The sequence below is a fragment of the Sphingopyxis sp. Q841 genome (assembly GCF_052384365.1).
Lineage (GTDB): Bacteria > Pseudomonadota > Alphaproteobacteria > Sphingomonadales > Sphingomonadaceae > Sphingopyxis > Sphingopyxis terrae_A.
The window spans coordinates 819,309-833,801 of the sequence record NZ_JBQSUM010000001.1 but is presented as its reverse complement, the minus strand read 5'-3'; the positions used below and the strand labels follow the sequence as shown (position 1 = coordinate 833,801).

The following is a 14,493-nucleotide window of genomic DNA, read 5'->3' as shown; positions in this document are numbered from 1 at the left end:
TTTTCATAAGCAGACTGTAGGGTCGCGCTGCCGTCCGGAGACCGGATGGGGGCGTGGCCCTTTGCTTTTGGGGGTTCGGGGCACCGCTCGCTCGATTCATATTTTGGTGCGGCCGGGGGGCATCGCTTAAACGAGGGAGTTCCCGGAATGATTACCGTGCGCGCGATGCGAGCAGGGCTTTATGGCGGCCTGTCCGCGCTGGCTATTCTGGCGGCGGCTACACCGGCTGCGGCGCAGGATGTTGCGCCCGATGCGTCGGCGGACGCCGACAGCGGTGCACAGATCATCGTCACCGGGTCGCGCATCGCGCGCACCGATGCGGACACGATCCAGCCGACGCTGGTCACCACCGCCGACCAGATCGACCGGCGCGGCTATACCAATGTCGCGCAGGCGCTGTCGGAAATTGCCGCCTTCGGCGTTCCCGGCAACAGCAATGTCGGTGCGCAGGAAGGCCCCTTCGGTTCGGGCCAGACCTTCGTCGATTTCTTTTCGCTGGGCAGCCAGCGCACGCTGACGCTGGTGAACGGCCGGCGCTTCGTGTCGTCCAATACCGCCTCGGTATTCGGGCCGGTGGGGCCGGGCAGTCAGGTCGACCTCAACGTCATCCCGGAAACGCTGGTCGATCGCATCGAAACGGTCGCGGTCGGCGGCGCGCCCATATATGGCTCCGATGCGATCGCGGGCACGGTCAACATCATCCTCAAACGGGATTTCGACGGGCTTGAACTCAAAGGCCAGGCGGGCGTGTCGCAGCGCGGCGACGCACCGGATTATCGCATCAGCGGCATCTGGGGCGCCGGTTTTGCGGGCGGGCGCGGCCATATCACGCTGAGCGGCGAATGGAATCGCGCGCGCGGCCTCACCACGGGCGACCGCTTTCTGACGAGCGCCGCCGGCCCCTTTTTTACGACCGCCGCCGATCCGGCATCTCCCTTTCAGCAGCAACTCTATTACGACCAGCGGCTGAATGTCTTCACCAACAGCGGCGTGCCGCTCGCCTTCGACAGCATTCCCGAATTCGGCGGAATTTTCGATGCATCGGGCAATGTCCTGACGTTCAACGACGCGGGGCGGCTCGTCCCGCTCGACTTCGGGACGCGCACGGGCAGCCTGTTCGAAAGCTCGGGGGGCAACGGCTTCGCGACGAAAGATTATGGCAATCTCTCGACGAACAATGACCGCTATCTCGCAACCGCGCTCGGCAGTTTCGACCTGAGCGACACGGTCCGCTGGTTCGGCGAGGGCTGGTATGCGCACAGCAAAGGGACGAACATCGCGGCCCAGCCGCTGTATAACACGGCGCTGGCCGGACCGGGAACGTCGCCGAACGGCAATCTGGTGCTCAGCCTCGACAATCCCTATCTGAACGACGCCGACCGGGCGACAATCCGTGACAATCTGGCCGCCTATGGTCTGCTCGGCGGGATTCCGATCGATGCCGACGGCGACGGCAATCCCGATTTTGCGACGGCTCCCGACAGCTTTCTGATGGCCCGTGCCAATACCGACCTGACGACGGGCCGCGCCGACACGACGGTCGAACTCTATCGCTTCGTCACCGGGCTCGACGGCGAACTCGGCGTCGGCGACCGGATCTACAAATGGGATGTCTCGGCCAACTACGGCCATTCCAAAACGCGTGGGCGTGAACGTGTGCTGGTGCAGCAGAATTTCCTCAACGCGGTCGATGCCGTCGATGAGGGTGTGTTCGGCGGCGGTGCCGCCAACGGCAATATCATCTGCCGCCCCGGATACAGCAACGCGAACATCGCGACGCTAAATGCCACCTGCGCGCCGCTCGACCTGTTCGGTGTCGGCCGCTTCAGCCAGGCTGCGCTCGATTATGTGACGACGATCGCCGATCCGACCGCGACCAATTCGCAGTTCGTGCTCAGCGCGTCGGTCAACGGGCCGCTGTTCCAGCTGCCCGGCGGCGATGTCATCGCCTCGCTCGGCTATGAACATCGGCACGAGAAGACCGCTTTCGACCCCGGCGCCTATTATTATGGCGAGGATGTCGGGGGCGGATTCCGGATGCCGTTTGGCCGCAGCATCCCGATCGATCCGGTGCGGGGCAGCTTCACGACGAATGAATTTTCCGGCGAGCTCAAGATTCCGGTCATTACGCCGGGGATGGACAGCTTCGTCAATGCGTTCGAACTCGACGGCGCGGCGCGCTATATCGATCATTCGGCAGCGGGGGGCGACTGGACGTGGACCGCGGGCGGACGATTGTCGCCGGTCGCCGATGTGACGATCCGCGGCAATTTCACCCGCTCGGTGCGCGCGCCCGCGATCACCGAAAGCTTCAGCCCGACGTCGCTGGCCTTTGCGACGGCCAATGATCCGTGCGATCGCCGCTTCGTCAATTCGGGACCGAACCCGGCGCAGCGGCGCGCAAACTGCATTGCCGGGGGGATAGCGAACCCCGATGCCTTCACGTCGAACATCGTCGGATTCACGGCGCCGATCTCGGTTTCGGGCAATGCCGCACTCAAGAACGAGCGCGCCGACAGCTGGACCGTCGGCGCGATTGTCCGCCCGCGCTTCGTGCCTGGTCTGACGATCACCGCCGACTGGGTCGATATCCGGCTGCGCGATGCGATAATATTGCTCGGTGCCGGCCAGACGCTCGACGCTTGCTATGATGCGGTCGCCTATCCGGCGGCGGTTTGTCGCCAGATCGACCGCGATCCGGGCGGGCAAGTGACTTTCGTGCGCACCGGCTATGCCAATGCGGCGTCGATGGACTTCCGCGGCCTGACCGCCGAAATCGCCTATCGGCGCGAGATTGCGGCGGACACGGCGCTCGGCCTGTCGCTCAATTACTTCTATCTCGACAAGCTCGAAACGCGCGTCGGAACCGGCGATATCGACACCGCGCGCGGCGAAATCGGCAATCCCAAACATTCGTTCACCGCGAATGTCACGGTCGATCGCGGCCCGGTAAATCTGCTCTGGCAAACGCAATATTATGGCAAGAGTGTGTGGAACGCCGACGCGGCGCCCAACGCGCTGGAATATAGCGGTGTCGGCTCGTGGTGGCTGTTCAACGCCTCGCTCGGCGTCGACGTGTCGAAGCAGTTTTCGTTGCGCCTGATCGTCGACAATGTCTTCGACGCAAAACCGCCGTTCCCGGCGCCGGCGGCCAATGGCACGATCACCTATTATTCGGGCATTTTGGGACGCTATTTCCGCGCATCGGCGACGGCAAAATTCTGACCGCGTACCGGCGCGCAATCCGCGCGGGGTGCGGGGGATATTCGACCGGACGAGGCCTTCCGGCGTCCTGTTCCGCCGTGCCTGTGCGGCGGACGATTGAATAGAGGCTGCGCAGTCGATAGGGGCAGACGGATGATATCCGGCGTCCCTGTCGTCCTCTTGCTTCGATCGGCGCGATGCCCGTGCCGATGAGCGCGGGCTTGCTCTTCGCGCTCGGCCTGTTCGCCGCGCTCTGGCTGGTCGCTGGGCTGTGGGCGGTCGGGCGCGGGGTTGCGATGCAGCGGCGCTCGGCGTTCGTCGCCGGGCAGACCGAACGCCTCGCCAGCCTGCTCGAAGCGTCGCCCTATCTGCCCGTCGTGGTGCGCGGCGACTGGCGCATCGAGGCGAGCGAGCGGCTCGGCCGCTGGCTCGGGCTCGATGCCGGACCGCGCAGTTTCGACGAGCTTCGCGGACTCGGCGCCGGGCTCGACGCGCAGGCGCACGAAGCGCTGCGCCAGGCGATCCTCGGCGCCCAGCGCGGTGCCAAACCCTTCACGCTCAGCCTGCGTCCGCAGGGCAGCAACCGTACGATCGTCTGTCAGGGCGTGGCGGCGCCGCAGTCGGTCGGCGGACCGGGCAGCGTTCTGCTGTGGCTCAGCGATGCGACCGACGGCCAGCAATCGCTCGCCAAGGCGCGGATCGAGCGCGACGAGGCGATGGCGGCGTTCGAGGCGCTGTCGGGACTGATCGAGGCGGCGCCGTTTCCGATGTGGTTCCGCGAACCCGATCTTCGCCTCGCGCTCGTCAACACCGCCTATGTCCGGGCGGTCGAGGCGAAAAGTGCGGCGCGGGTGATCGAGGATGGCACCGAATTGTGCGAGCCGATCGCCGGGGTCAGCGCGACTGACGCGGCCGAAGCGGCGCGTGCCGCGGGCTCGGCGCATATGCGCACCGTCCCGGTGACGATCGAGGGCGAGCGCCGGATCATGCGGGTCGTCGACGTGCCGCTGGCGCCCGAGGGCGGCCGCGTCATCGGCATCGCGGGCTATGCGATCGATATTCAGGAGCTGGAGAGCGAGCGCGGCGCGCACCGCCGCTTCGTCGATACGCAGCGCGAATTGCTCGACCGGCTGTCGGCGGCAGTGGCACAGTTCGGCCCCGATCATGGCCTTGTCTTTGCGAACCAGCCCTTTCGCCGGCTGTTCGACGTGACGGCCGAAGATGTGTCCGAAGGCCGGGCGCTCGCGCGGTTGCTCGATGCATGGCGTGAGGGCGGCCGGACGCCCGAGGTGCGCGACTATCCCGAATGGCGGCAGGCGCATGTCGACTGGTTCGCGCTGCCGCACGCGAGCGAGGAGGAATGGCGCCTGCGCGACGGCACCCATCTGCACGTCGTCGCCCAGCCGACCCCCGACGGCGGCCTGCTGCTGATCGCCGAGGATCGCACCGAGCAGGTGCAACTGGCCTCGACGCGCGACACGTTGCTGCGCGTGCGCACCGCAACCTTCGACAATCTGTTCGAGGCGATCGCGGTCTTCGCTCCCGATGGCCGCCTGCATCTGTGGAACCAGCGCTTCCGCCGCCTGTGGGGCGTCGATGAATCGACCCTTGCGGCGCATCCGCGCGTCGATGTGCTGATGAACGGCCTCGCCGACCGGCTCGCCAAGCCCAACCAGATCAGCATCGTCCAGGAAGTGATCCGCGCCGCGACGCTCGAGCGGACGCAGCGCGCGGGCGAAATCCGGTTCAAGGACGGGCGCCATTTCGATTTCGCCTCGATCCCGCTGCCCGACGGCAATGCGCTGCTCATCATGCTCGACATCACCGCCAGCCGGAAGATGGAGGGCGCGCTGCGCGAACGCAACGAGGCGCTCGAAGCGGCGGACAAGGTCAAAACCGCCTTTCTGTCGCGGATGAGTTACGAACTGCGCACGCCGCTGACCTCGATCGGCGGCTTCGGCGAGATGCTGCAGGCGGGTTATGCGGGCGAACTTCCGCCTGCCGCGCGTTCCTATGTCGACGCGATCATGGATTCGGTCGCGGTGCTCGGCCGCCAGATCGACAATGTGCTCGACCTCGCGCAGGGCGAGGCGGGGACGCTGGCGGTCGAACGCGCGCCGGTCGACGTCCGCGCGCTGCTCGGCAAGGCGCTCGCCGACGCGGCTCCGTTCGCCGAGACCGAAAACATCGAACTCGTCGGCAATCTGTCCGACAATCTTGGCAGTATCGAAGGCGATGCGCCGCGCCTGTCGCGGGTCGTGGGCGGGCTGCTCGACAATGCGATCCGCTTTACCGCCCCGGCCAAGCGCAGCGGCGGGCGCGTGCTGCTCCACGCCGACGGCGACGCGCGCGGAGTGGAGATCGTCGTGTCGGACAACGGCCCCGGCATGCCCGATGCGGTCGCCGCGGTGATGAAGGGGCAGCAGGCGGGTACGCAGACCGGCGGCATCGGCCTCGCGCTCGCGCGCCAGCTCGTTGCCGCGCACGGCGGCACGATGGAGGTGCTCAGCGAAAAGGGACAGGGCACGCTGGTCCGCGTCACCCTGCCGCGCGGATGAGCTTCAGCTGCGCCTATGATCTCGAAGACGCCGATCGCATCGGTGCCGCCATCGGCGCCGCGCTGAGGCCCGGCGATGTCGTGCTGTTGTCGGGCGACCTCGGCGCGGGCAAGACGACGCTGGCGCGCGCGATGCTCAAAGCGCGCGGTCTGGCGGGCGAGGCGCCGAGCCCGACCTTCGCGATCGTCCAGCCCTACGCCCCGCCCGAAGTCGATCTGCCGATCGCGCATGTCGATCTCTATCGCATCGACGGAGAGGATGAACTGATCGAACTCGGCCTCGACGATTATCTCTACGACGGCGCGCTGCTGATCGAATGGCCCGAACGATTGGGCGCCCAGGCATGGCCCGACGCGCTGGCGCTGACGATTTCGGGAGGGGGCGATGCGCGCGTCTTGACAGCGGCGGTGCCGCCCGCTTGGGAAGCGCGATGGCCGCTCAGATGATTCCTCCCGACCATGCGCCCGCCTTTCTTGCCGCGCATGGCTGGGGCGATGCCCGCATTCTGCCGCTCGCGGGCGATGCCTCGTTCCGCCGCTATTTCCGCGTTGTCGGTGAGGGGCGGCAGGCGGTGCTGATGGATGCGCCGCCGCCGCACGAAGACCCGCGCCCCTTCATCGCGGTCGCCGAATGGCTGTGCGAACAGGGGATGACCGCGCCCGCGATCCTCGCCCTCGATCTGGCGCGGGGCCTGCTGCTGATCGAGGATTTCGGCGACGTGCGGCTGCGCGAAACGCTCGACGCGCGCCCGGCGGCGGAGGCCGAATTCTACGCCGGGGTCACCGACCTGCTCGTCCATCTGCACGCGCGCCCCGCGATGCCGGGGCTGCCCGTCCACGGCATCGAACAATGGCTGGGCGAGGTGATGCTGTTCACCGACTGGTACTGCCCCGCGCTGGACCTTGCCGTCGATCGCGACGGATTTCGCGCGGCGTGGCAGGCGACGCTGGCGCCCGTCGAGCAGGACGGCCTGCCGCGTGTCACCGTACTGCGCGACTTTCATGCTGAAAATATCATGCTCGTCGATGGACGCAGCGGCATTGAACAATTCGGCCTGCTCGATTTTCAGGACGCGCTGGTCGGCCATCCCGCCTATGACCTTGCCTCGGTGCTCGAGGACGCGCGCCGCGACGTGACCCCGATGGTCGAGGCGGCAATGCTCGATCGCTATGTCGCTGCGACGGGACAGGGCACGGCGTTCCGCGCTGCCTATTGGGCGCTCGCGGCGCAGCGCAACACGCGCATCCTGGGCGTTTTCGTGCGCTTGTGGAAGCGCGACGGCAAGCCCGGATACCGCCAGTTCCAGCCGCGCATGTGGGGTCTGCTCGAACGCGACCTTGCGCATCCGGTGCTCGCACCGGTCAAAAAATGGTTCGACGACAATGTGCCCGCCGCCAAGCGCGCGGCGGCGTGGAGCGAGTGACGGCATGAGCGCGACGATCGAAAGCGCGATGGTGATGGCTGCGGGGATCGGCAAGCGGATGCGCCCGCTCACCGCGACGCGGCCCAAGCCGCTGGTGCGCGTGGCCGGCAAGCCGCTGATCGACCATAGCCTCGACCGGATCGAGGCGGCGGGGATCGGCCATGTCGTCGTCAACGTCCATTATCTCGCCGACGCGCTCGAGGCGCATCTCGCAAAGCAGAAGCGATCCTTTACCCTGGCGGTTTCGGACGAGCGCGGCGAACTGCTCGAAACCGGTGGCGGCATGGTCAAGGCGCTGCCGCTGCTCAAGGGCGATCCGATCCTGGTCGTCAACAGCGACAATATCTGGACCGACGGGCCGCAGGACAGCATCCGTAATCTGGCGCGCCACTGGGACGGCGATCGGATGGATGCGCTGCTCCTCGTAATCCGTCAAGCGAGTGCGACGGGACACGGTGGCAAGGGCGATTTTCACATGGACCCGGGCGGCAAGCTGTCGCGGCGCAAGCCCGGCCGTGTCGCGCCTTTCGTCTATACCGGAATCCAGCTCATTTCGCCGCGCCTGCTCGTTGGCGCGCCCGAAGGGCCCTTTTCGACGAACCTGTTGTGGGACCGCGCGATCGCGGCGGGGCGGCTTTATGGCCTGTCGCACATGGGGCAATGGTTCGACGTCGGCACCCCCGCCAGCATTGCACCGACCGAAGCGGCGCTGAGCGAGGTTTGATTCCTTTCCGCAGTCATTTCGAGCCCTTCGACTGCTTTGCAGGCGCTCGGGACGAACTGCGCGAAGCAATCCAGAGCTTGCGTAAGCCGCCTTGGATTGCTTCGCTGCGCTCGCAATGACGGAGATGTCCACACCCACCCTCTATTCCATCCCGATTCATCGGGCCTTCGCCGACGCGCTCGCCGCCGGGATAATCGCGCGCTTCGACGACGGCGCACTGGGATTGGCGCACGGCCTGATCCTGCTGCCGAGCAATCGGGCGCGCAGCGCGGTGCAGGCGGCGTTCGTCCGCGCGGGCGGGCAGGGGCTTCTCATGCCGCGGCTGGCGGTGATCGGCGATACCGATCTCGACGAATCGGTCGCGCTGTCGCTCGATGCGATAGACGACGATCCGCTGCCGCCTGCTATCGATCCGCTGCACCGGCGCCTGCTGCTCGCCGAACTCATCGAGCGGCATACGCCGCCGGGCGAACCGGCAATCACCGGCGCGGCGGCGTTCCAGCTTGCCGACGGACTCGGCCGCGTGATCGACCAGCTTCATTATGAAGAGGTGCCGGTTTCGGCGCTCGTCGACCTCGATCTCGGCGCCTTTGCCGACCATTGGCGGGCGTCGCTATCGCGACTGCGGCTGCTGGTCGATGAATGGCCGGCCACGCTTGCCAGGACCGGCGCGATCGACCGCGCGGCGCGCCGCAACTTGCTTCTCGATCGCGTTGCCGCGGGATGGCGTGCGGCGCCGCCGGCGCGCTTCGTCGTCGCGGCGGGCGTTACCACCGCTGCTCCTGCCATCGCGCGGTTGCTCCGCACCGTGGCCGATATGACGCGCGGCATGGTCGTGCTGCCCGGGCTCGATCAGGTGATGGCGGCGGATGAATGGGATGCGCTCGGCCCGACGCGGCCCGATGCAGATGACGATCGGCGCCCGCTCGAAACGCATCCGCAATATCATCTGAAGCTGCTGCTCGATCGCATGGGCGTTGCTCGTGATGAAGTGCAGCCATGGGATGCCGCATCGCCGCACGATGGCCCTGAAGCGCGAACGCCCTTCGCGTCGCTGCTCTTCGCGCCCGCGGACTACAGCACCCAGTGGCAGGCGGCGGGCGATCTGTCGGCGGCGGTTGCCGGCCTGTCGGGCGCCGTCTTCGCCGACGACGGGCAGGAGGCGCAGGGAATCGCCCTGCTGATGCGCGAGGCGATCGAGACGCCGGGGCGCACGGCCGCCCTCCTAACCCCCGACCGCGCGCTCGCCGAGCGCGTCGCCGCCGCGCTGACGCGCTGGGGCATCAGTGTTGATGACAGCGCCGGCCAACCGCTGTCGCGCACCGCGCCGGGCGCGCTGTTGCTGCTGCTTGCCGACCTGGCTGCCGCCTTCGATCCGGTCGCGTTGGTGGCGCTGCTCGGCCATCCGCTCGTGCGCGCGGGAGGGGAGCGCACCATGTGGCTCGACGAGGTGCGGCGGCTCGACCTGACGCTGCGTGAGCCCGGACTGCTTCCGGGATGGGACGGGGTGAGCGCGCGCATTGCGGCGCGCGCTGCCGATCCCAAGGCGCGCGGTCATGCCATTGTGGTCCAGATGGCGCCCTGGTGGACGCGTGTTTCGACCGAACTCGCCGCCGCGCTCGTGCCCTTTGGTGCCGGGCCGGCGCCGCCCGCCGACCTGCTCGCGGCGTTGCAGCGCGCTGCCGAATGGCTGGCGGGCGACGCGGTGTGGGCGGGGCCGGCGGGCCGGATGCTCGCCGAACTGTTCGACCAGTGGGCGCTGGCGCGCGGCGCCGGGCCGGCGCTTGTCGATCCTGCCGATTTTCCCGCGATGCTCGGGCAATTGCTTGGGCAAGCGAGCGTGCGTCCGCCCTATGGCGGGCATCCGCGCCTGTTCATCTGGGGCTTGCTTGAGGCGCGGTTGCAGCGGGCCGACCTGATGATTCTCGGCGGACTCGACGAAGGGCGCTGGCCCGCCGCGACGCAACCCGACCCGTGGCTCGCGCCCGGTATCCGCCGTCTGCTCGGTCTTGCCGCGCCCGAACGGCAGCAGGGGATGGCGGCGCATGATTTCGCGGGCGCGCTCGGAGCCGGAAAGATCGTCGTCACGCGCGCGCAGCGCAGCGGCGGCGATCCCGCCGTCGCCTCGCGCTTCTGGCTGCGGCTCGCGGCGCTTGCGGGCGAGCTTCCCGAACCCGCACCGGGCGGGGTGCCGCTCACGCGCCTTGCCGCCGAAATCGACCTGCCGCCGGGCGGCGCGCAGCCCGCCGGTCGTCCGGCGCCGCAGCCGCCCGCTGCCGACCGCCCGCGCCGGATCAGCGTCACCGGCGTCGACAAGCTCGCGCGCGATCCCTTTGCCTTTTATGCCGACCGGATGCTCGGCCTTTCGGCGCTCGATCCATTGAGCGCCGCTCCCGATCCGCGCTGGCGCGGCACGCGGGTGCATAAATTGTTCGAGGATTGGGTGCGCGGCGGCGCCACGCGCGACGCGTTCGAGGCAGAACTGGCCGCGCTCGCCGCCGATCCGGCGCTCGACGGGCTTGCGCGCGCCTTCTGGCTGCCGCGTATCGCACCCGCGCTGCGCTGGGCTGCGGAGCAGGTTTGGGACGCCGAGCGCAAGCCGGTCGCAGTCGAGGCGCGGGGCGAACGGACCGACGACGGCATCACGCTGCATGGCAAGGCCGACCGCATCGACCGCGGCCCCAATGGCCTTGCCATCATCGATTATAAATCGGGCGGCGCGCCGAGCGCGCAGGCCGCCGCCGACGGGCTCGACAATCAGCTCGGGCTGCTCGGCCTGCTTGCGCGCGAAGGGGCGATGGAGGGTATCGATGCCGCCCCCGTCGTGGCGCTCGAATATTGGAGCTTGCGTCCCGATCGCCGCGCCGACGGTGCGGGGCGGATTTCGAACAGCTATGGCCCGCGCAGCACGCTCAAGACCGCCGAGGCGGCGATCGACCATGCCGCCGACATGCTGACCCGGCTGGCGCGCGATTATTTGCTCGGCGACGCGCCCTTCTTGCCCGGCGAGGGCCGCGGCTATGGCGATTTTGACCAGCTCATGCGCCGCGACGAATGGTTCGGGCGCGGGGAGGACGGGCTGTGAGCAAGAGCGCCGGCCTCGCCATCCTCGACCCGCGGCAGGGTGCCGCTGCCGATCCCGAAAGCCATGTCTGGCTCGGCGCATCGGCGGGGACCGGCAAGACGCAGGTGCTGTCGGCGCGCGTGCTGCGGCTGATGCTGGACGGCGTTTCGCCGCAGGCGATCCTGTGCATCACCTTCACCAAGGCGGGCGCTGCCGAAATGGCGCACCGCATCCACGAACGGCTCGCGACCTGGGTGCGGATGAGCGACGGCGATCTGCGGCTCGATCTCCACGCGCTGGGGCTCGACTGGGAGCGGCCGGGGCTGATGACGCGTGCGCGGTCGCTGTTCGCGACAGTGATCGACAGCCCCGGCGGCGCGATCCGCGTCCAGACGATCCACAGCTTCTGCCAGACCCTGCTCGCCAGCTTTCCGCTCGAGGCAAAGCTGCTTCCCGGCTTTCGCGCTATCGAGGAAGATGAAGCATCGGCGCTGAAGCGGCAGATACTCGGCGATCTGCTCGAGCATGATCCCGACCGCGAGGCGCTGCGGGCGGTTGCGGCGATGCTGTCGCGGCGGCTGGGGCAGGAATCCGCGCTTGCCTTCCTGTCGAGCTGCGCCGCGGTCTTCGGTGGCCCGCGCGCTGCGTTGCCGCCCGCGGCGCATGATCTGCGCGCGGCGTTCGACCTGCCGGGCGGCGATCCCGATGCGTGGCTCGCTGCCGAAATTGCAGGCGGGGCGATTTCCGACGCCGATATCAAGGCGGTCGCGACCAGCGGGGCGGCGTGGGGTACCAAGACCGGCGAGGCTTGTTCGGACAAGATGGTCGGCTGGCTCATCGCCGAGGCCTCGGCGCGCGCCGCGATGCTCGATGAACTGCTCGGCTGTTTCCTGACCGGCAAGGGCGAGCTGCGCGCAGATTTTGCGAGCGATAAGGGCCGGATGACCGATTGTGCCGATAGCGCGGTGCGCATCGTCGATGCCGCCGGGCGGCTGCGCGCGACGGCGACCGCGATGCGCGTCGCCGACGATCTTGCGGCGGGGTGGAAGCTTGGCGCGCGCTTTGCCGAAGCCTATGCGCTCGCCAAGCGCGATGCGGGTCTTGCCGATTTCGACGATCTCATCACGCTCGCCGGGACGCTGCTGCGTGTCAGCAGCTTCGGCGAATGGGTGCGCTTCAAGCTCGATCAGCGCACCGACCATATCCTCGTCGATGAGGCGCAGGATACGAACATGCGCCAGTGGGGCATTGTCGTGTCGCTCGCCGAAGAGTTTTTCGCGGGCGTCAGCGCGAAGGACGACCGGCTGCGGACGCTGTTCACGGTCGGCGACCGCAAGCAGGCGATCTTCGGCTTTCAGGGCACCGACCCCAGGGCGTTCGCGAACGCGCGCGACATGTTCCACGCGATGGGCGAGATGGGCGGCCAGCCCTTCCGCCAGGTCGATCTCGTTTCCAACTATCGCTCGACGCCCGCGGTGCTCGACGTCGTCGACCGCTGGCTCGGCGACGGCGGGACGATAGCGATGGGACTCGACGGCGAAGAGCCGCCACACCGTCCGTTTCGAAGCGCGCAGGCCGGCCAGGTCGAACTCTGGGCGCCGCTGCCCGTCGGCAAGGCGATCGATGCCGCAGCCGCGGAGGACGGCGGGGACGAGGGGGGCGGCAGCGCCCCCGCATCCGATCCTGCCTCGATGCGGTTGGCCAAGGCGATTGCGGGCGAGGTGCAGGACTGGATCGCGAACGGCAAGGATGGCCGCCCCGTGGCGCCCGGCGATATCATGATCCTCGTACGCCGGCGCCGCGATCTGGCGGCGCGGATCGTCGCGCGGCTTCAGACGCTGCACGTCCCCGTCGCGGGCGTCGACCGCTTCGCGCTGACCCAGCCGCTCGCGGTTCAGGATCTGATCGCCGCTATGCGCTTCGCGGTGCAGCCGCTCGACGATCTCAACCTCGCCGCGCTGCTCGTGTCGCCGCTGCTCGGCTGGACGCAGGACGAGCTTTACGCGCGTACGGCAAAGCGCGGCCGCGCCGCCATCTGGGAACATCTGCGCTCCCATGAGGAGACTATGCCGCCCGCAACGATGGCGGCGCTGCGCGCACTGCTCGGCATGGCCGATTTCACGACCCCTTTCCGCTTTCTCGAAACGATCCTCTCAGGGCCGATCGACGGACGGCGCAAGCTGTACGCGCGGCTGGGGCGCGAGGCGCGCGACCCGATCGACGAACTGCTGAGCCAGGCGCTGGCGTTCGAGGCGCGCGAAACCGTGTCGCTACTCGGCTTTCTGACCCGGATCGCGGGCAGCAGCGCCGATATCAAGCGGCAGACCGAAGCGCGCAGCGACGTCGTGCGCGTGATGACGGTGCACGGATCGAAGGGCTTGCAGGCGCCGATCGTCATTCTCGCCGATGCGACCGACGATGCCGCGATCGGTCATCGTCCCTTCACCGTCGATGTCGCCGCCTGGGAAAAGCTGCCCGTCTTCGCGATGCCCGCCGACGAGCGGCAGGGTGCGCTGGCGCAGGCCTATCAGGACGCGGCCGATGCCGCGGCGCAGGAGCATTGGCGGCTGTTCTACGTCGCGATGACCCGCGCCGAAGAGATGCTGATCGTCGCGGGCGTTACCAAAAAGCCCGACCTGTCGGTGCCCGAGACAAGCTGGCACAGCGCGGCCGCGATGGCGCTGGAGGGGCTTGGTTGCGATTGGGAGGATGCGGGGCCGCTGTGGGGCCGCCGCCGTGTCCACCGCGTCAATGATGGCAAATGGGCGCGCAAGGATGCGGCTGTGCGCGCCGCACCGCCGCCGCTCGCGCTGCCCGCCTGGACCCACGCCACGGCGCCCGAGGAGGCGCGCCCGCCGCGTCCGCTCGCGCCCTCGGCGCTGGGCGAAGACGATGTCGCGGTGCCGCCGCAGGGGGCGGCGCGCGTCGCGGCGGTGACGCGCGGCCTGCTGCTCCACGCGCTGTTCGAACGCCTGCCGCCGGTCGCGACCGATAGGCGGCGCGCGGCGGCGCTGCGCTGGCTCGCGGTGCAGGCACCGACGCTCGACGATGCGGCGCGTATGGCGATGGCGGACGAGGTGCTCGCCATCCTCGATGATCCGGCGCACGCCGCACTCTTCGGCCCCGACAGTCTGGCCGAAGTGCCGCTCTCGGCGGTGGTCGACGGCATGGTCGTGGCGGGGATCGTCGACCGGCTGCGCGTGACAGGCGACGCGGTGACAGTGATCGATTACAAGACCGGGCGGCGGATACCCGGGAGCGCGGCCGATGTCGCGCCCGCCTATCTGCGCCAGATGGCGGCCTATCGCGATGCGCTGGCGGTCATCTTTCCGGGCCGGCGCGTCGAAACGGCGCTGCTCTATACGGCGGGGCCGCGCCTCATCGCGCTCGACGATGCCGTGCTGGCACCGCACAAGCCCGGCTTGCTTGCCGCCAAGGCGAATTTGCCGCCGCCGCCTCTTGAGCCGGGCGCCCCGACGTCCTAGCTTGGCATCAACGATTTTTCAGAATTTCAGGAGTT

General features: G+C 68.5%; 7 protein-coding genes. All 7 read left to right on the top strand.

Annotated elements, in window-relative coordinates; translation table 11 throughout:
- Positions 1-147 precede the first annotated feature (147 nt).
- Positions 148-3,225 carry a TonB-dependent receptor domain-containing protein gene (locus ACT17R_RS04095; protein ID WP_444809027.1) on the top strand — a complete coding sequence of 1,026 codons (3,078 nt, stop codon included), beginning with the start codon at positions 148-150 and terminating at the stop codon, positions 3,223-3,225.
- A gap of 188 nt (positions 3,226-3,413) precedes the next feature.
- Positions 3,414-5,762 (top strand): PAS-domain containing protein, encoded by a 2,349-nt coding sequence (locus ACT17R_RS04090; protein ID WP_444809026.1) that lies wholly within the window; start codon positions 3,414-3,416, stop codon positions 5,760-5,762.
- A complete protein-coding gene (gene tsaE, locus ACT17R_RS04085) occupies positions 5,759-6,208 on the top strand; it encodes a tRNA (adenosine(37)-N6)-threonylcarbamoyltransferase complex ATPase subunit type 1 TsaE (protein ID WP_062900655.1) in 450 nt (149 codons plus the stop codon). Before ACT17R_RS04090 ends, tsaE begins: the two co-directional genes overlap by 4 nt.
- A complete protein-coding gene (locus tag ACT17R_RS04080) occupies positions 6,193-7,185 on the top strand; it encodes an aminoglycoside phosphotransferase family protein (RefSeq protein WP_444809025.1) in 993 nt (330 codons plus the stop codon). Before tsaE ends, ACT17R_RS04080 begins: the two co-directional genes overlap by 16 nt.
- 4 nt (positions 7,186-7,189) lie before the next feature.
- Positions 7,190-7,909 carry a nucleotidyltransferase family protein gene (locus ACT17R_RS04075; RefSeq protein ID WP_186402609.1) on the top strand — a complete coding sequence of 240 codons (720 nt, stop codon included), beginning with the start codon at positions 7,190-7,192 and terminating at the stop codon, positions 7,907-7,909.
- Between the two features lie 124 nt (positions 7,910-8,033).
- Positions 8,034-10,994 carry a double-strand break repair protein AddB gene (gene addB, locus ACT17R_RS04070; protein ID WP_444809024.1) on the top strand — a complete coding sequence of 987 codons (2,961 nt, stop codon included), beginning with the start codon at positions 8,034-8,036 and terminating at the stop codon, positions 10,992-10,994.
- On the top strand, positions 10,991-14,458 hold the full coding sequence (gene addA / locus ACT17R_RS04065) for a double-strand break repair helicase AddA (protein WP_444809023.1): 3,468 nt from the start codon (positions 10,991-10,993) through the stop codon (positions 14,456-14,458). Before addB ends, addA begins: the two co-directional genes overlap by 4 nt.
- The last annotated feature ends 35 nt before the right edge of the window (positions 14,459-14,493 follow it).